General features: G+C 57.6%; 17 protein-coding genes. 12 read left to right on the top strand and 5 right to left on the bottom strand.

The window, feature by feature from the left end; all coding sequences use genetic code 11:
• The first annotated feature begins 78 nt into the window (after positions 1-78).
• The gene (setB, locus tag HMPREF3096_RS03220; protein WP_008804017.1) at positions 79-1,260 is read left to right on the top strand and encodes a sugar efflux transporter SetB; all 1,182 of its coding nucleotides are present in this window, start codon (positions 79-81) and stop codon (positions 1,258-1,260) included.
• 34 nt (positions 1,261-1,294) lie between these two features.
• Here setB and HMPREF3096_RS03215 read toward each other — a convergent pair whose 3' ends face one another.
• Together HMPREF3096_RS03215 and HMPREF3096_RS03210 are read right to left on the bottom strand one after the other, a co-directional pair.
• Positions 1,295-2,431, bottom strand: a complete 1,137-nt coding sequence (locus HMPREF3096_RS03215; protein WP_070544294.1) for an HlyD family secretion protein — start codon at positions 2,429-2,431, stop codon at positions 1,295-1,297.
• 1 nt (position 2,432) lies between these two features.
• Positions 2,433-2,777: a DUF3302 domain-containing protein gene (locus HMPREF3096_RS03210; protein WP_016161554.1), complete on the bottom strand. Its 345-nt coding sequence runs from the start codon at positions 2,775-2,777 to the stop codon at positions 2,433-2,435.
• Positions 2,778-2,990: 213 nt separating this feature from the next.
• Here HMPREF3096_RS03210 and HMPREF3096_RS03205 point away from each other — a divergent pair, with 213 nt between their 5' ends.
• Complete coding sequence (locus HMPREF3096_RS03205) at positions 2,991-3,923, top strand: LysR family transcriptional regulator (protein ID WP_070544292.1); 933 nt, start codon at positions 2,991-2,993, stop codon at positions 3,921-3,923.
• Between the two features lie 2 nt (positions 3,924-3,925).
• Here the strand turns inward: HMPREF3096_RS03205 and HMPREF3096_RS03200 are convergent, their stop codons facing one another.
• The gene (locus HMPREF3096_RS03200) at positions 3,926-4,180 is read right to left on the bottom strand and encodes a YkgJ family cysteine cluster protein (RefSeq protein WP_008804013.1); all 255 of its coding nucleotides are present in this window, start codon (positions 4,178-4,180) and stop codon (positions 3,926-3,928) included.
• Between the two features lie 147 nt (positions 4,181-4,327).
• Here HMPREF3096_RS03200 and yeiP point away from each other — a divergent pair, with 147 nt between their 5' ends.
• A complete protein-coding gene (gene yeiP / locus HMPREF3096_RS03195; protein WP_002912951.1) occupies positions 4,328-4,900 on the top strand; it encodes an elongation factor P-like protein YeiP in 573 nt (190 codons plus the stop codon).
• 71 nt (positions 4,901-4,971) lie between these two features.
• On the opposite strand, the gene uxuA is transcribed toward yeiP, so the two are convergent.
• On the bottom strand, positions 4,972-6,162 hold the full coding sequence (gene uxuA, locus HMPREF3096_RS03190; RefSeq protein WP_016161555.1) for a mannonate dehydratase: 1,191 nt from the start codon (positions 6,160-6,162) through the stop codon (positions 4,972-4,974).
• Between the two features lie 207 nt (positions 6,163-6,369).
• Here uxuA and HMPREF3096_RS03185 point away from each other — a divergent pair, with 207 nt between their 5' ends.
• The 9 genes from HMPREF3096_RS03185 (at position 6,370) to yejF (ending at position 18,026) form a co-directional block, all read left to right on the top strand.
• A complete protein-coding gene (locus HMPREF3096_RS03185) occupies positions 6,370-7,836 on the top strand; it encodes a mannitol dehydrogenase family protein (RefSeq protein WP_049162199.1) in 1,467 nt (488 codons plus the stop codon).
• Positions 7,837-7,956: 120 nt separating this feature from the next.
• Positions 7,957-8,934: a CobW family GTP-binding protein gene (locus tag HMPREF3096_RS03180; RefSeq protein ID WP_070544290.1), complete on the top strand. Its 978-nt coding sequence runs from the start codon at positions 7,957-7,959 to the stop codon at positions 8,932-8,934.
• A 37-nt stretch (positions 8,935-8,971) separates the two neighbouring features.
• Positions 8,972-9,685, top strand: coding sequence for a phosphatase PAP2 family protein (locus HMPREF3096_RS03175; protein ID WP_162494464.1), 714 nt, complete (start codon positions 8,972-8,974; stop codon positions 9,683-9,685).
• A gap of 426 nt (positions 9,686-10,111) precedes the next feature.
• A complete protein-coding gene (gene mepS, locus HMPREF3096_RS03170) occupies positions 10,112-10,681 on the top strand; it encodes a bifunctional murein DD-endopeptidase/murein LD-carboxypeptidase (protein ID WP_004201653.1) in 570 nt (189 codons plus the stop codon).
• A gap of 188 nt (positions 10,682-10,869) precedes the next feature.
• Complete coding sequence (locus HMPREF3096_RS03165) at positions 10,870-12,432, top strand: cyclic di-GMP phosphodiesterase (RefSeq protein ID WP_012541019.1); 1,563 nt, start codon at positions 10,870-10,872, stop codon at positions 12,430-12,432.
• A gap of 68 nt (positions 12,433-12,500) precedes the next feature.
• Positions 12,501-14,306 (top strand): extracellular solute-binding protein, encoded by a 1,806-nt coding sequence (locus tag HMPREF3096_RS03160; RefSeq protein WP_063105985.1) that lies wholly within the window; start codon positions 12,501-12,503, stop codon positions 14,304-14,306.
• 9 nt (positions 14,307-14,315) lie between these two features.
• On the top strand, positions 14,316-15,410 hold the full coding sequence (locus tag HMPREF3096_RS03155) for a microcin C ABC transporter permease YejB (protein ID WP_008804006.1): 1,095 nt from the start codon (positions 14,316-14,318) through the stop codon (positions 15,408-15,410).
• Positions 15,410-16,435 (top strand): microcin C ABC transporter permease, encoded by a 1,026-nt coding sequence (locus HMPREF3096_RS03150; protein WP_012541016.1) that lies wholly within the window; start codon positions 15,410-15,412, stop codon positions 16,433-16,435. Before HMPREF3096_RS03155 ends, HMPREF3096_RS03150 begins: the two co-directional genes overlap by 1 nt.
• Before the next feature lies 1 nt (position 16,436).
• A complete protein-coding gene (gene yejF, locus HMPREF3096_RS03145; protein WP_022065452.1) occupies positions 16,437-18,026 on the top strand; it encodes a microcin C ABC transporter ATP-binding protein YejF in 1,590 nt (529 codons plus the stop codon).
• A gap of 3 nt (positions 18,027-18,029) precedes the next feature.
• Here yejF and HMPREF3096_RS03140 read toward each other — a convergent pair whose 3' ends face one another.
• Positions 18,030-18,374: a YejG family protein gene (locus HMPREF3096_RS03140; RefSeq protein WP_002912974.1), complete on the bottom strand. Its 345-nt coding sequence runs from the start codon at positions 18,372-18,374 to the stop codon at positions 18,030-18,032.
• Between the last annotated feature and the right edge of the window lie 190 nt (positions 18,375-18,564).

The following is an 18,564-nucleotide window of genomic DNA, read 5'->3' as shown; positions in this document are numbered from 1 at the left end:
TTCGTGCCATACTACTGTTTATTTTCAGCCAGCAGGCGTAAACTCCGCGCCGTCTCCTGAAACTACAGAAAACCGAACATGCAAAACCGTAGCGCCGCTCTTCCCCGACGCGGGTTCGATGTAACCTCTTCAGCATTCTTGATCGTCGCCTTTCTGACAGGCATTGCCGGGGCGTTGCAAACCCCAACCCTGAGCCTCTTTTTGACCAACGAAGTGCACGTCCGCCCGGCGATGGTCGGCTTCTTTTTTACCGGTAGCGCCGTCATTGGCATTCTGGTCAGCCAGTTCCTCGCTGGCCGCTCCGACCGCCGGGGCGATCGCAAACAGCTGATTGTCGTCTGCTGCCTGCTGGGGGTGCTGGCCTGCCTGCTGTTTGCCTGGAACCGGAACTACTTCATTTTGCTGTTTATCGGCGTCTTCCTTAGTAGCTTTGGCTCGACCGCCAACCCGCAGATGTTCGCCCTCGCGCGCGAGCACGCCGACAAGACCGGTCGCGAAGCGGTGATGTTCAGCTCCATTTTGCGCGCCCAGGTCTCCCTGGCATGGGTGATTGGTCCCCCGCTGGCCTACGCCCTGGCGATGGGGTTTGGTTTTACCGCAATGTATCTCAGCGCTGCGGCGGCGTTTATCGTCTGCGGGATCATGGTCTGGCTGTTCTTACCCAGCATGCATAAAGCGGCGGCGGTGGCGACGGGCCGGCTGGAAGCCCCGCGCACGCACCGCCGCGATGCGCTGCTGCTGTTTAGCATCTGCACGCTGATGTGGGGCACCAACAGCCTGTACATCATTAATATGCCGCTGTTTATCATTAATGAGCTGCATCTGCCGGAGAAGCTGGCCGGGCTGATGATGGGCACCGCGGCCGGACTGGAAATTCCTACCATGCTGATTGCCGGTTATTATGCCCGGCGCTTTGGTAAACGCTTTCTGATGCGCCTTTCGGCAGTGGCCGGTGTGTTGTTTTACGTGGGCATGTTGACGGTGCATACGCCGGCGCTGCTGCTGGCGATGCAGGTGCTGAACGCCGTCTATATCGGGATCCTCGCCGGGATCGGCATGCTCTATTTCCAGGATCTGATGCCGGGGCAAGCGGGCGCGGCCACTACCCTCTACACCAATACCACCCGCGTCGGCTGGATCATCGCCGGTTCACTGGCGGGGGTAGTAGCGGAGATCTGGAGCTATCACGCAGTGTTCTGGATAGCGCTGGTCATGGGTATCACCGCTCAGGTCTGCCTGTGGCGGATCAGGGACGTGTAGGCAAGACGGCCCGGCCTCGACCGGGCCATCCTGATTAATGATCCAGATAGAGGTAATGCAGCCAGCTGGTCATTCGTAGCAGGACTTTGCGCATAATCGACACATGGGCAAAATAATCGGTATAAACCGCCGCCTGCGCACTGACCCCGTCCGGTAAATGTTCCACTTCCGGGTGGGGATCGAGGTCGATCAGCACATAGATGCCCTCTTTTCCTGCCCCGGCGCTCAGCCCCTGCAGCGCACCGCTGGCCTGATAGCTGCCATTCGGGATCGCCGGCAGCACCCGCGATACCTTACCGCTATAGACGCTGCCCGGCAGACCATTAAACACCACCTCCGCGCTATCCCCGGCCGTCAGACGCAGAACCGAGTTCTGGCGGAATACCGCCACCACCTGGCGCTTTTGCTGGGGAATAAACACCAGCACCGGCTTGAAGGGCAGACGTACCGCGGTCATCCCCGGCCGCGCCAATAGCTGGGTAACGTAGCCATCGCTCGGCGCACGAACCACAGTTTGCGCCAGATTATACTCCGCCTCGAGGATCTGCGATTTCAGACTGGCAATGTTGGCATCAAGCCCGTTATAGCGGCCAGACACCTGCTCTCTGGCGTTTTGTAATTGCGCTTTCGCCGCCTGCAATACCGCCGTCTGGATCTGCACCTGCTGCCTGGCGTGAGTCACATCCTGTTCCGAGAAAGGATTGACCGGCATGGCCGCCCCCTGTGCATAACGCTGGTAGTCACGGGTAACACGATCGTACTCGGCCTGCGCCTGCTGCACTCTGGCGCTGGCATCGTCAATGGTCGCCTGCTTCGCCCGCAGCGTCGCCTCCTCGGCCGCCAGATCGGCCTGCAGTTTGTTCAACCGCGCGCGGTAGCGGGTGTCATCGATGCGGAACAGCAGTTCGCCCTTCTTCATTAACACGTTGGTTTTAGTCGTAACCTCAACCACCTCGCCTGAGACCTGAGGCACCATCGGAATAGAAACGACAATTTTTTGCGCCCGCAGCGTATAGGGATGGTTATAGTTCATCGTTAATATTAACGCGCCTACGACCACTATTCCGCCTAATATGGCAGTGGGTATTGTCCATTTATTTACTGGAATGCGAAATATCTTAAAAACACCCCAGGCGATGGCGACATAGCAAAGGATAATTAACAGATCCATATTATTTATCTTTATTCCCCGCTGACGCCTGCTGGCTGTTTTTTAACGCCGCTTCGAGTAATGCGATACGTTGCTCCAGTTCCTCGCGTTGCAGACTATCCTCGGTCTGCGAAGCCATCCCCCACCCGCGGTCAGGGCGGTACAAGGTGGCCCAGATCCACAGAAAAGGCCAGATAGCATGCAGGGTAAACAGGCTTATCCAGCCCGCCACATGAATCGCGTCCTGATGGGGGTGCTGCCGTTTTTGCGCGATATGATAGGGAATATCGTGGATAATAATCACTCCATAAAATAATATGAGAAAAACCAGTATTAATACAAACAAAGCAAAATAATTAAGCAGCATGGTGCATATACACTCAGTAAGCCAGCGGGAAGATCGTTATTTTTAATGACGTCGAGGACCACAAAAGAAGCGATAAAACGCACAATTTTCCTTAAACAACGGACTGTTCAACGCAAAGGTCATCATACGTTTAGCTGATCAATAAATCACATGGCAATTCCGCCAAACTGGTATATCATTTTTGATATACCACAGATATCAGGCAGCGATAAGATGTTGAAAGACTTTAAAATGGATGAGCTGAGGATCATCTGCGCTATCGCCGAAACCGCCAGCGTCAGCCGGGCGGCCCAGCGCCTGAATATGCCCCAGTCTAACGTTTCGCGGACGCTGACCAGCGTGGAGCGGAAAGTCGGTCTGGCCATTTTCCTGCGCGCCGCCCGAGAACTGGTGCGCACCGAGTTCGGCGAGCAGTTTATTCACGCCAGCCGCGCCGTCCTTGAGCAACATGAGCAGCTTATCAACCTCGCCGACCGTTATAAGAACACGCTGCAGGGCGTGGTCACCCTTGGGGCGCCCATTGGCATCCACCAGTTTCTCGGGCGCTATATTCTGCCGGCACTGAGAAAAACCCTGCCAGAGCTACAGATCAATCTGGTCACCCGCAACGCCAGCGAGCGGGAACAGAAATACGGCGCCATCTTCAATAGCGACTGCGATCTGCTGATAAGCCCCTTTAAGCCACAGAATGAAAATCTCATCGCCCGCCCCTTTACCCGCTTTCGCACCGGCGTCTTCGCCTCTCCGGACTATCTGGCGCAACATCCTATCGCCGAGCCGGAGGCGCTGGTGGATCATGAGTGCATTACCCTGCGCATGTTGGGCGGCAGCGACAATGTCTGGACCTTCAAAAGCAAAAACGGCGAACCGCTTAATCTCACGGTAAAGGGGGGATTCGTTTGCGATAACACGCTACCGGCGGTGGAGCTGGCGAAGCTGGGGATGGGGATCGTCTATGCGCCCTACTATTCACTTGCCACCGAGCTGGCGGCGGGACAGCTGGTTCCCTGCCTGAAAAAGGAGCGCTGTATCGACCTGCAGGCCTGGCTTATCTTCCAGCGGCGGGACATTCTCCCCCTGCGCGTACAGGCGCTACTCGACGGCCTCAGCGCCCATATCAAAAACCTGTCTCATCTGCTGCTTTAAGCTCAGGGCGCGGTGGCCAGCTCAAGATCCAGCAGCCAGGTGATGGCGTCATCGCGGTGGGTGAAGCACATCTCGGGCGAGGGCTGCAGGCTGGCGCACACCTTCGGGCGCAGAGGGGAGCCGAAAATCAGGCACAAGTTGTGCTCGGAAAGCTGAATACAGCGGGTATTGGCGGGCTTGCCCTGCGGCATTCCGGGTATTGGCGATGATATAGAGGGAGCGATGCAACATGCGCCACAATCGGTACGACATTCCACAACCCAGCTCCCAAACGCTCATTTTGTGCCACAGCCTAAACGTTTTGCCAGAAGATAGCAAAACTCGCGAATTCCGCTTGCCTGAAGGCGCGGGCGCGAGTAGTTTTACGCGATATTTTTGACTCGTTAAGTGACAGGATTACTGCAATGCCAAGAGCGAATGAAATTAAAAAAGGTATGGTGCTGAATTACAACGGCAAGCTGCTGATTGTGAAAAATATTGATATTCAGTCACCCAGCGCCCGTGGTGCTGCGACACTGTATAAAATGCGCTTCTCCGATGTGCGTACCGGCCTGAAAGTGGAAGAGCGCTTCAAAGGTGACGATATCGTCGATACCGTGACCCTGACCCGCCGTTTCGTTGACTTCTCCTATGTCGATGGCAACGAATACGTGTTCATGGATAAAGAAGACTATACCCCTTACACCTTTACCAAAGAGCAGATCGAAGAAGAGCTGCAGTTTATTCCGGAAGGCGGGATGCCGGATATGCAGGTGCTGACCTGGGACGGCCAGCTGCTGGCCCTGGAGCTGCCGCAGACTGTTGACCTGGAAATTATCGAAACCGCGCCGGGTATTAAAGGGGCGTCCGCCAGCTCCCGCACCAAGCCAGCCACCATGAGCACCGGCCTGGTGATTCAGGTGCCGGAATACCTGACTACCGGTGAGAAAATTCGCATTCATATCGAAGAGTGCCGCTATATGGGCCGCGCGGATTAATCCTCTGTGACGCCCCGACAGTAAAAAGGGACAGCCGCTGGCTGTCCCTTTTATTATCCCTGTTACCGCGATTACAGCAGTTCAGGGTATTTGGTCATTTTCAGCGCCAGCTCGACGCCACGCACTTCCGCCATCCCCTTGAGACGGCCAATCGCCGAATAGCCTGGGTTGGTTTTCTTGCGCAGATCGTCAAGCATCTGATGACCATGATCCGGACGGAACGGGATCGGGCGCAGATCGCCAGCCTGCTTACGCCGCTGCTCTTCACGCAGAATCGCATCCACCACCGCCACCATATTGACGTCGCCGCTAAGGTGCGCCGCCTCGTGGAAGGTTTTCGGGTTCGCTTCACGACAGGTAGATCGCAGATGGGTGAAATGGATGCGATCGCCAAAGGTCTCCACCATCTTCACCAGATCGTTATCGGCGCGGACGCCATACGATCCCGTACACATGGTGAAGCCATTATTGATGCTGTCCACTGTCTCTTTCAGCCACTGCATATCTTCGATGGTCGACACGATACGCGGCAGGCCAAGGATCGGCCGCGGCGGATCGTCCGGATGCACCGCCAGGCGGATGCCTACCTCTTCGCACACCGGCACGATAGCCCGCAGGAAGTAGGCCATATTCTCGCGCAGCTGCGCTTTATCAATGTGGTCATATTCCGCCAGGCGCGCGCGGAACTGGTCAAGAGTGTAACCCTCTTCCGCTCCCGGCAGGCCGGCGATGATATTGCGGGTCAGTTTCTCGATGTCCGCTTCGCTCATCGCCTTGAAATAAACCTCAGCCTGACGCTGCTCTTCTTCGCTGTAATCTCCTTCCGCGCCCGGGCGTTTGAGGATATGCAGTTCAAAGGCGGCGAAGGCGATCTGATCGAAACGCAGCGCCCGGGAACCGTCCGGCAGCTCATATTCCAGATCGGTGCGCGTCCAGTCGAGGATCGGCATAAAGTTGTAGCATACGGTATCGATGCCGCAGGCCGCGAGGTTGCGGATACTCTGCTGATAGTTGGCAATCCAGGTCGCATACTGCCCGCTATGGGTTTTAATATCCTCATGCACCGGAATGCTCTCGACGACCGACCAGGTCAGCCCTTTTGCCGCTAACAGCGCCTGACGCGCTTTAATCTCCTCTACCGGCCAGACCTGACCGTTTGCAATATGGTGCAGCGCAGTCACGACGCCGGTCGCCCCTGCCTGCCGTACATCATCAAGCGATACCGGATCGTTCGGCCCATACCACCGCCAGGTTTGTTCCATCGCTATGCCCTCACAAAAGTTGTTATACCAATAATGGCGACACTCATGACGACTACCATACATGTTTCTTCTCAGGCTGCAAACAGTGCCGGCGCATTGATTGATCCAGCTCACAGTCAGCGGATAATTTCGGCTTACCAATTTAATTTCCTGTCATATAACTTTAGACTGGCATTGTTAATAAGCAGTTAAACAGGTGTGTAAAGAATGACAACAATTGCAACCGCTACGCTACCGGAAAACGTGCAACGTCCTCAGTACGATCGCAGCCAGCTCCGCTCGCGTATTGTCCATTTCGGCTTTGGCGCGTTTCATCGCGCGCACCAGGCGCTGCTGACCGATCGCGTGCTGAATAACGTCGGCGGCGACTGGGGGATCTGCGAAATCAGTCTGTTCAGCGGCGATACGCTGATGAGCCAGCTTCGCGAACAGGACCACCTGTTTACCGTGCTGGAAAAAGGCGCCGACGGTAACCAGCCCATCGTGATCGGCGCAGTGCACGAATGCCTGAACGCCAGGCTCGATTCGCTGGCGGCAATTATCGAAAAATTTTGCGAGCCGCAGGTGGCGATTGTCTCGCTGACCATCACCGAAAAAGGCTATTGCATCGATCCGGCGACCGGCAAGCTGGATCCGACGCATCCGCGTATCGTTCACGATCTGGAAAATCCGACGCTACCGCAGTCGGCTCCCGGTATTTTAGTGGAAGCGCTGGCCCGCCGCCGGGAACGGGGCCTGCCGCCCTTTACCGTGCTCTCCTGCGATAACATTCCCGACAACGGCCACGTGGTGAAAAATGCCGTCCTCGGTATGGCGGAAAAACGCAGCCCGGCGCTGGCGAACTGGATCGCCGATAATGTCAGCTTCCCGGGCACCATGGTGGATCGCATTGTTCCTGCGGCCACCGCCGAGTCGCTGGCGGAAATCGCCGCCGTGCTGGGGGTCGACGATCCCTGCGCCATCAGCTGCGAACCCTTCATTCAGTGGGTGGTCGAAGACCACTTCGTCGCCGGACGACCGGCCTGGGAGACGGCCGGCGTGCAGATGACCGACGACGTGCTGCCCTGGGAGCAAATGAAGCTGCGGATGCTCAACGGCAGCCACTCTTTTCTCGCCTGGCTTGGCTATCTGGCAGGTCATGCGCACGTCAGCGACTGCATGCAGGATAACGTTTTCCGCCGCGCCGCTCGCCAGCTGATGCTTGACGAACAGGCTCCGACGCTGACCATTACCGGCGTCGATCTCGAGGCCTATGCCGACAGCCTCATCGACCGCTTCAGTAATCCGGCGCTCAAACACCGCACCTGGCAAATCGCCATGGACGGCAGCCAGAAACTGCCCCAGCGCATGCTCGACGGCATCCGCGTACATCTTGAGCGCGGCAGCCGCTGGCCGCTGCTGGCCCTCGGCGTTGCCGGCTGGATGCGCTACGTCAGTGGTACGGACGACGCGGGTCAGACGATCGACGTGCGCGATCCGCTGGTCGACAAGATCCAGCAGCGGGTGGCGCAGAGCGATGAGCAGCAGCGCGTCGATGCGCTACTGGGTCTGGAGGTAATATTTGGCCGCGACCTGCCGCACAACGCGCAGTTTGTCGCCGGGATCCGCGCCGCCTGGCAGCAACTGGCGACGCACGGTGCCCGCGAGGCCGTGGCCCGCGCGCTAAATTCTTAACAATATTTGCGCTTATGCGGACAGAATCTTCTTCTGTCCGCCTCAGGACTTCTCTTTTCCCCCTTTTTTCGTCAGGATAGGCGTAACTGTTACAACATTACATTTATCCTGGAGAAAAGAGTGACCAGAACCAATTTGATCACCGGCTTTCTCGGCAGCGGTAAGACGACCTCAATTCTTCATCTGCTGGCGCAGAAGCCTGCGGATGAAAAATGGGCCGTACTGGTGAATGAGTTTGGCGAAGTCGGGATAGACGGCGCGCTGCTGGCCGACAGCGGCGCCCTGCTCAAAGAGATCCCCGGCGGCTGCATGTGCTGCGTTAACGGCCTGCCGATGCAGGTTGGGCTGAATACCCTGCTGCGCCAGGGTAAACCCGATCGCCTGCTGATCGAACCCACCGGCCTTGGCCATCCGAAGCAGATCCTCGATATCCTCACCGCAGCGGTGTATGAACCCTGGATCGATCTACGCGCTACGGTGTGCATCCTCGATCCCCGTCAGCTGCTGGATGAAAAAGTCGTCAATAACGACAATTTCCGCGATCAGCTGGCCGCGGCGGACATCATTGTGGCCAATAAAAACGATCGGGAAACGCCCGAAAGCGCCCAGGCGTTGGCCGACTGGTGGCAGCGCTGGGGCGGCGATCGTCGCAAGGTGTCGACAACCCAGGGTAATATCGACCTCGCCCTGCTCGATGAGCCGCGCCGCAACACCGCCCCGTTGCCGGCGAGCGCGGAGCATGTTCACCACTCTCGCCCGACCAGCGGTCTCGCCGCACTCAGCCTGCCCGAGCACCAGCGCTGGCGCCGCCACCTCAACAACGGCCAGGGCTATCAGGCCTGCGGCTGGATTTTCGACGCGGAAACGGTCTTTGAGACCATCGGCCTGCTCGAATGGGCACGGCTGGCGCCCGTGGCGCGCGTCAAAGGCGTGATGCGCATTGCCGAAGGGGCCGTGAGGATCAACCGCCAGGGCGAGGATTGGCATATCGAGACTCTGAGCGTCCCCCCACCCGATAGCCGAATCGAGCTTATCTCGGCGAACGAAGCCGACTGGAACGCGCTCCAGACCTCACTGTTGAGGCTTCGTTTAAGTTGAGGCGGCTAAGGTTGCCGCCGACTGTCACAAAATCGCAATGGCTATGATGAAAAACCGAATTCCTTTAATTCTGCTGCTTAACATCGCGGGTGTGGCGCTATTTTGCTCCTGGTATCTGCCGGTCAACCACGGCGCCTGGTCGCCGGTCGACTCCGCGATCTTCCATTTCTTTAACCATGGCGTCAGCCTCAGCCACGCCTATGCCTGGCTGCTGGCGATCATCAACAATCGCGCCTTCGACGCCTGTTCGCTGCTGGCGATGGGCTGCCTGATGCTCCGCTACTGGCTTAAAGCGCCGCCAGCAGGCCGTCGCCAGATTGCCATCATGGGCCTGGTGATGCTGCTGGCCGCGGTGATCATTAACCAGCTGGCGCAGCACCTGATGCCGGTACAGCGCGCCAGCCCGTCGCTGTTTTTCCACGATGTCACCCGCGTCAGCGATGTCGTCAATTTCCCCACCAAAGACGCCTCCAAGGACAGCTTCCCTGGCGATCATGGGATGATGCTGCTGATCTTCGCGAGCTTTATGTGGCGCTATTTCGGCCGCCGCGCGCTAACCGTGGCGCTGGTGATATTTGTGGTCTTTGCTTTCCCGCGCGTCATGATTGGCGCTCACTGGTTCAGCGATATTGCCGTCGGCTCCCTGACCGCCGTGCTGATTGGCGCGCCGTGGGTATTGATGACACCGCTGAGCGATAAATTGATCGCCCTTTTCGATCGCTCTCTGCCCGGCGGAATATCGGCCAAATAATGTCGTGGTCGCCGTCTGGCGTCATTATCTATAAGGGGACCTTTTGGGTCCCCTTTTTCAATTGCGCTTTTTTTCAACATGATGTTCATCTTCTTGTCACATTAATCCCGTGACAAATGAAGGAATTGTCTGTTTTTTACCCGATACTGGCGCTATTTTGTCCTTTCCCGATGATTCACTTTTTGTCACCAAAATACTTATAAGAAATCGCGCAAAACCGCTCGCCATGCGGCGTTTGATAGGGTAATCTCGTTCTCGTTTTGCCTTTTCCGCAACATTAATTCAGGGCATGAATAAATTTGTGCGTGACTGCACAAATTTAAGCTTAAGGAATTGTCTCATTGCGGATGGGTATTTAGGCTCTAACACGTTTGGCATTTTTTATAACGACATTGTCGTTAAGGACAACAAGGGAAAATAAACAGCATGGTCAAATCTCAGCCGATTTTGAGATACATCTTGCGGGTAGCCCCCGCGATTGCAGTAGCGGTTCTGCTTTCCGCGTGTAGTTCAACAAGTACCGCCAGGAATATGCATTCTGAGACGCATGCTGTGGGTAGTGGCGATTTATCATCACTGCAAGCCTCTCAGGATGAATTTGAAACGATGGTCCGTAACCTGGACGTGAAGTCCCGTTTAATGGATCAGTATGCCAGCTGGAAAGGCGTGCGTTACCGCCTCGGCGGCAGCACCCGTAAAGGTATCGACTGCTCAGCGTTTGTGCAGCGCACCTTCCGCGAACAATTTGGTCTGGAACTGCCGCGTTCAACCTCTGAACAGCAGGAAACCGGAAAATCGATTTCCCGTACCCAGCTGCGTACTGGCGATCTGGTTCTGTTCCGCGCCGGCTCTACCGGCCGCCACGTCGGGATCTATCTCGGCAACAACCAGTTCGTTCACGCCTCCACCAGCAGCGGGGTGACCATCTCCAGCATGGATGAACCGTACTGGAAAAAGCGCTACAACGAAGCGCGTCGAGTTCTGAGCCGCTCGTAAACTGTCCTCTACCGCCGCCGGTTATCCCTTGGCTGGAGGCGGGATAAAAAAACACTGCCCCGGCAGTGTTTTTTTTTGCCACCTGATTCTGAACGCCGCAAAATAAGCTATGTCTTTTAAGTGGGAATGAGAAAAACGACGACCGACAAACCGTTGATGGGATTCAATAACACGGAAAGACTATAGCTATGCTTACTCGCTACTTTTCACCCCAGCGTAAAATCTGGTTAACCAGCCTGTGCGTGGGGATTATCGTCGCGCTGCTGGCCGGCTGCATTCAGTTTATGGTGATTTACCATAACCGGGCAGAGCGTTTCGACGCCATTCTCAACAACGTTGACACTTACCTGAAAAGCTATTTTCACGATCTCCGTGAAACCATTGATGGCCTGCAGCCGCTGGTGGATCAGCCCTGCGAGAATATCGACTCCGGACTCACCTCCCATGCCGCTTTCAGCCCCAACGTTCGCGCGTTTCTGCTGGTTAAAAACGGCGTCGTCTTTTGCTCCTCGGCGACAGGGGCCATGAATACGCCCCTTACTCAGCTTATCCCGGCGATCGATATTCGCAAACCCGTTGATATGGCGATTTTGCCGGGTACGCCGATGATGCCGAAAAGCGCAGCGCTGGCGTTATGGGTCAGCAAACCCGATGATGCAAACAGCGGCATTTTCGTATCGATCAACGCCAATCTCACGCCGTACATCCTCTATTCCGCACGACAAAATGATTTCAGCGGTATTGCGCTGGCCATCGGTCACACCGCCATCTCCACCTTCAGTAATCGGCTGGTGGATCCGCAAACCCTGCATAACGAACCGATCCGCCAGGTACAGATCGACGGTTTACCGCTGAAGGTCTACCTGTATGCCAACAGCTGGCTGGCGGAAAATACACAGTTTGCCCTGTTGCTCGGGGTAGTGTGCGGCCTGCTGGCGGGGTTGCTCTGTTATTACGTGCTGACGATCAAATCCGATCCGCGAAAATCGATACTGCTGGGGATCAAAAATAACCAGTTCTACGTCGTCTATCAGCCGGTCGTGAATGCCCAGACCCTGCGTATCAGCGGCGTGGAGGTGCTCATGCGCTGGCGCCATCCGGTGGTGGGTGAAATCCCGCCCGACGTCTTTATTAATCTGGCGGAAACCCAGCAGATGATCGTGCCGCTGACCCATCACCTGCTGGCGCTGATCGCCAGCGATGGTCAAGTGCTTAAACGGATCCTGCCGCGCGGCGTCAAGCTGGGGCTGAATATTTCCCCTGCCCATCTGCAGGCTGACAGCTTCCGCGACGATATGCTGCGCTTTGCCGCCGCGCTGCCCGCCGACCATTTTCACGTGGTGCTGGAGGTGACCGAGCGGGCCATGATTGATAAAGAAAAATCGATCGCTAACTTCGCCTGGCTCCACCAGCAGGGTTTTGAAATCGCGATAGATGATTTTGGTACCGGGCATAGCGCGCTGATTTATCTCGAACGCTATAACTTCGATTATCTGAAGATCGATCGCGGCTTTGTGCAGGCGATTGGCACCGAAACCGTGACCTCGCCGGTGCTGGATGCGGTACTGACCCTCAGCCGCCGGCTGAAATTAATGACCGTCGCTGAAGGAGTGGAGACCCAGGAACAGGCGGAGTGGCTTCGTGCCCAGGGCGTCAATTTCCTGCAAGGGTACTGGATAAGCCGTCCGCTATCGCTGGAGGCGCTGGTCGCCGCGCATGATGAACCTGCGAATTATTTCACAACGCGCTAAGTCTCACATATGATGCGGGAACAGAGGTCGGCTATGGGGGCCGACCGTGACAAGGTATTCTGCCGCCTATGTATGCGCGCCTCTTTTTAATTCTGCTTGCTCTGTTTAGCCTTAGCGCTAAGGCGCAAACAATAAAAGAAAGCGTCGCCTTTGCGATTATCGGTGAACCCAAATACGCCGCCAGCTTCAGCCATTTTGATTATGTCAATCCTGAGGCGCCGAAAGGCGGCACCCTCACCCTGGCGGCGATCGGCACCTTTGATAACTTCAACCGCTACGCACTGCGCGGCAATCCCGCCGTGCGCACTGAGGCGCTCTACGATACCCTGTTCACCACCTCGGATGATGAGCCCGGCAGCTACTACCCGCTGATTGCCGAGCGGGCGCGCTATGCCGAGGACTATTCCTGGATGGAGATCGCTCTCAACCCGCACGCCCGCTTCCATGACGGCACGCCAATCACCGCCCGGGACGTTGCATTTACCTTCAACAAGTTTATGACCGAAGGGGTGCCACAGTTCCGTTTGTTTTATAAAGGCACCACCGTTAAGGCCATCGCCCCGTTGACCGTACGAATCGACCTCGGCCAGCCCGGCAAAGAGAACATGCTGAGTCTGCTGAGCCTGCCGGTGATGCCTGAGTCGTTCTGGCGCCAGCACAAACTCAGCGACCCGCTGTCGAAGCCGCCGCTGGCCAGCGGGCCATACCGCATCAGCGCCTGGCGAATGGGGCAATACATTACTTATTCACGCGTCGCCGACTACTGGGCGGCCGACCTGCCGGTCAACCGGGGTCGCTGGAATTTCGATACGCTGCGCTATGACTATTATCTCGACGACAATGTCGCTTTCGAAGCCTTTAAAGCGGGAGCCGTCGATCGCCGGGAAGAGACCGTCGCCAAAAACTGGGCTACCCGCTACGTCGGTCGCAACTTCAGCCGCGGCTACATTATTAAAGATGAGCATACAAATACCTCGGCGCAGGATACCCAGTGGCTGGCGTTCAATATTCAGCGCCCGGTTTTTGCCGATCGCCGGGTGCGGGAGGCCATTACCCTGGCGTTCGATTTTGAATGGATGAACAAGGCGCTGTTTTACAGCGCCTATCAGCGCGCCAACAGCTATTTCCAGAACACCGAATATGCCGCCCGCAGCCTGCCCGACGCCGCCGAGCTGGCCCTGCTGACGCCGATGAAAAACGAACTGCCCCCGGAGGTCTTCAGCCAGGTTTACCAGCCGCCGGTCTCCCGCGGCGATGGCTTCGACCGCGACAACTTACTCAAAGCCGATGCCCTGCTCAATGCGACGGGTTGGACGGTAAAAAACCAGCGCCGGGTCAACGCCGCCACCGGCAAGCCGCTGCGCTTCGAACTGCTGATGCCAGCCGGTGGCAATGACCGCTGGGTGCTGCCGTTTCAGCACAACCTGCAGCGCCTGGGGATCGTCATGGATATTCGTCAGGTTGATAACTCGCAGTACAGCAACCGTCGCCGCAGCCGTGATTACGACATGATGCCGAGCCTGTGGCGTGCCATGCCCTGGCCCGGCACCGACCTGCAAATCTCCTGGGCCTCAGACTATATTCACTCCAGCTATAACGCACCGGGGGTGCAAAGCCCGGTAGTGGATAAGCTGATTGCGCAGATCCTGCAGTGGCAGGGCAATAAGCAGAAACTGATCCCCCTCGGTCGGGCGCTGGACCGCGTGCTCACCTGGAATAACTACATGCTGCCGATGTGGTATATGGCGCAGGACCGCACCGCGTGGTGGAATAAGTTCTCTTTCCCCGAGACCCGCCCCATTTATTCCTCCGGGCTCGATACCTGGTGGTACGACGTGAACAAAGCGGCCACCCTCCCCGCGGACAGACGTTAAGGACATCCCATGGGCAGCTACCTGATCCGCCGTTTGCTGTTAGTGATCCCCACCCTGTGGGCCATCATCACCATTAACTTTTTTATTGTGCAAATCGCACCCGGCGGCCCGGTCGATCAGGCCATCGCCGCCATCGAATTTGGTCAGCACGGCGGGATGCCGGGTGCCGGCGACGGCGGGATGGGCGCCAGCCATGCCCGCACCGGCGCAGGGAACATCAGCGAGGGGCACTATCGCGGTGGGCGGGGCCTTGATCCGGAAGTCATCGCCGAGATCACCCACCGCTACGGCTTTGACAAGCCGCTGCACGAGCGTTACCTGAAGATGCTGGGCGATTATCTGCGCTTTGATTTTGGCGACAGCCTGTTTCGCAGCGCCTCAGTACTGCAGCTGATTAAAGACAGCCTGCCGGTCTCGGTGAGCCTCGGACTGTGGAGTACGCTGATTATCTACCTGGTTTCCATTCCGCTGGGTATTCGCAAAGCGGTCAGCAACGGCAGCCGCTTTGATATCTGGAGCAGTACGCTGATTATTATTGGCTATGCGATCCCCGCCTTTCTGTTCGCCATCCTGCTGATCGTGATTTTTGCCGGCGGCAGCTATTTCGACCTCTTCCCGCTGCGCGGTTTGGTCTCACCGAACTTCGACACCCTTCCCTGGTATCAGAAAATCCTCGACTACCTGTGGCACATCACCCTGCCGGTGCTGGCGACGGTGATCGGCGGCTTTGCCGCCCTGACCATGCTGACCAAAAACAGCTTCCTCGACGAGATCCGCAAACAGTATGTGGTCACCGCCCGCGCCAAAGGCGTCGGTGAGAAACAGATCCTCTGGGGACATGTGTTCCGCAACGCCATGCTGCTGGTGATCGCCGGCTTCCCGGCCACCTTTATTAGTATGTTCTTTACCGGTTCGCTGCTGATCGAAGTGATGTTCTCGCTGAACGGCCTGGGTCTGCTGGGCTATGAAGCGACGGTCTCCCGCGACTATCCGGTGATGTTCGGCACGCTCTATATTTTCACTCTGATTGGCCTGCTGCTGAATATCGTCAGCGATATCAGCTATACGCTGGTCGACCCGCGCATTGATTTTGAGGGCCGCTAATGTCTTTCTTCAGTCCCGTTAATCAGGCCCGCTGGGCGCGCTTTCGTCACAACCGTCGCGGCTACTGGTCGCTGTGGCTGTTTTTAATTCTCTTCTTCTGCAGCCTCGGCGCCGAGCTGCTGGCCAACGATCGCCCGCTGCTGGTGCAGTACCGGGGCCAGCTGTATGTGCCGGTGTTAAAAAACTACACCGAGCAAACCTTTGGCGGCGCATTTGCCACCGCCGCCGACTATCAGGATCCCTGGCTACAGCACCAGCTGGCCACCCACGGCTGGGCGCTATGGCCGCCGGTGCGCTTCGGCGCCACGACTATTAATTTTGCCAGCACCGTCCCCTTTCCATCACCGCCCTCGGCCAGCAACTGGCTTGGCACCGACGCCAACGGCGGCGATGTGCTGGCGCGGATCCTCTATGGTACGCGCATCTCGGTGCTCTTCGGTCTGCTGCTGACGCTGTTCTCCAGCGTGCTGGGAGTGCTGGCCGGGGCGATACAGGGTTACTATGGCGGCAAAATCGACCTCTGGGGCCAGCGCTTTATCGAAGTCTGGTCCGGGATGCCGACCCTGTTTCTGATCATCCTGCTCTCCAGCGTCGTGCAGCCGGGCTTCTGGTGGTTGCTGGCGATCACCGTCCTTTTTGGCTGGATGACGCTGGTGGGCGTGGTGCGCGCTGAATTTCTTCGCACCCGCAACTACGACTACATCCGGGCGGCGCAGGCGCTCGGGGTCAGCGACCGGCAGATCATCCTGCGGCATATGTTGCCTAACGCAATGGTGGCGACCCTCACCTTCCTGCCTTTTATCCTGTGCAGCTCCATTACCACCCTGACGTCGCTGGATTTTCTCGGCTTCGGTCTGCCGCTCGGCTCCCCCTCTCTCGGCGAGCTGCTGCTGCAGGGAAAAAACAACCTGCAGGCGCCCTGGCTGGGCATTGCCGCGTTTCTCTCCGTCGCCGTACTGCTGACGCTACTGATTTTTATCGGTGAAGCGGTTCGCGACGCCTTTGATCCGAGTAAGGCGGTGTAATATGACCCACCCGCTGTTAGCTATCGACAATCTCTCTATTGCCTTTCGCCAGCAGGGCGAGACGCAGACCGTGGTGCACAATCTGTCGCTCGAGGTGGCAGTCGGTGAGACGCTGGCGCTGGTAGGCGAATCCGGCTCAGGAAAAAGCATCTCCGCGCTGTCGGTGCTGCGGCTGCTCCCCACCCCGCCGGCCAGCTACCCCAGCGGCGATATCCGCTTTCATGGCCAGTCGCTGCTGCATGCGGATGAGTCGACCCTGCGCGGCGTGCGCGGCAACCGGATCGCGATGATCTTTCAGGAGCCAATGGTGTCGCTCAACCCCCTGCATACCCTGGAAAAACAGCTCTATGAGGTGCTGTCGTTACACCGGGGAATGCGCAAAGAGGCGGCGCGCGGGGAGATCCTCGACTGCCTGGAGCGCGTCGGGATCCGTCAGGCGCCGCGGCGTCTGGCGGACTATCCGCATCAGCTCTCCGGCGGCGAGCGCCAGCGGGTGATGATCGCCATGGCGCTGCTGACGCGCCCGGAGTTGCTGATCGCCGACGAACCGACCACCGCCCTGGACGTGTCAGTGCAGGCGCAGATCCTGCAGCTGCTGCGCGAGCTAAAGCGGGAGCTGAACATGGGGTTGCTGTTTATCACCCATAACCTGAGCATTGTCCGTCAGCTGGCTGACCGGGTAGCGGTGATGCAGAACGGCCGCTGTGTGGAACAAAATGACTGTCGGGCGCTGTTCAGCGCGCCGGCGCATCCCTACACCCAACGCCTGCTGGATAGCGAACCAGACGGTGAGCCGGTGCCGCTGGCCGTTGATGCCCCGGTGCTGCTGCAGGCGGACGATTTAAACGTGGCATTTCCTGTTCGCAAAGGGATCCTGCGCCGGGTGGTCGATCACCATCGGGTGGTCAACAGCCTCAGTTTTCAGCTACGCGCCGGCGAGACGCTGGGGCTGGTGGGCGAATCGGGATCGGGAAAAAGCACCACCGGTCTGGCGCTGCTGCGCCTGATCTCATCCGAGGGCAGGATAACCTTTGCCGGCCAGCCGATTCAGGGGCGTAACCGCCGACAGCTGCTGCCGCTGCGCCGACAAATGCAGGTGGTTTTTCAGGATCCGAACTCGTCGCTCAATCCGCGCCTGACGGCGCAGCAGATCATTGAGGAAGGCTTGCGCGTCCACCAGCCGACGCTGACGGCAGCCGAACGCGAACAGGCAGTGATCCTCGCCATGCAGGAGGTCGGCCTCGATCCGGCCAGCCGCCAGCGCTACCCGGCAGCCTTCTCCGGTGGTCAGCGCCAGCGTATCGCCATCGCCAGAGCGTTGATCGTCAAGCCGCAGCTGCTCGTCCTCGACGAGCCGACCTCATCACTGGATAAAACCGTTCAGGCGCAGATCCTGCACCTGCTGAAAGCGTTACAGCAAAAGCATCAGCTGGCCTATATTTTTATCAGTCATGATTTACGCGTAGTGCGGGCGCTGTGTCATCAGGTGATGGTGCTGCGTCAGGGAGAGGTGGTTGAACAGGGCGAGTGCCAGTCCGTCTTCAGCGCACCCCGGCACGAATATACCCGCCAGCTGCTGGCGCTGAGCTGACGGTCAGAAGGGGTTGTTGCCGGAGAAGGGCTCGGCGATGGCCACACCAAAATTTTTCAGACGACAGGTGGCGGCGAATTCATCCTGCAGGTTAACGAACAGGCAGGGTTCGCCTTCGCACTCAAGGACGGAACAGTCGACTTCGATGTCGCTTAACGCCTGGCTGAGCTTATGCATAACCGGCCAGGCTTTTTCACCGTCCGGACTCAGCAGTTTCAGGGCAACGAGACTGTTCTCGTTCTGCGCGCCGTTTTGCGGAATCGGTTCAACTCTGGAACCCGCAAAACCGGCCAGCCAGCGATAGCTCTGCGGCAGACGGTGTACGATAGAGAGTTGTTGTGTATTCACGTGGTTTCCCCGGAAGCAAAAGGCTTCACAATAAATTTACATCAATATTAACACACTGTTGACAAATAGTCCTGCCTTGACGCAGAAAACGTTTACAGCCGCGGCGGGCCAGGGCTAAGCACTTATAATCCAGCGCGTTATTTTTATACCCGGCGAGCCGATTGGCGCTATATGTACCCGTTTCTGTGAT

It is taken from the genome of Klebsiella sp. HMSC25G12, from assembly GCF_001807705.1.
GTDB classification, from domain to species: Bacteria; Pseudomonadota; Gammaproteobacteria; order Enterobacterales; family Enterobacteriaceae; genus Klebsiella; species Klebsiella variicola.
The sequence above is the reverse complement of the archived record's forward strand: the minus strand, read 5'-3'. Positions and strand labels throughout refer to the sequence as shown.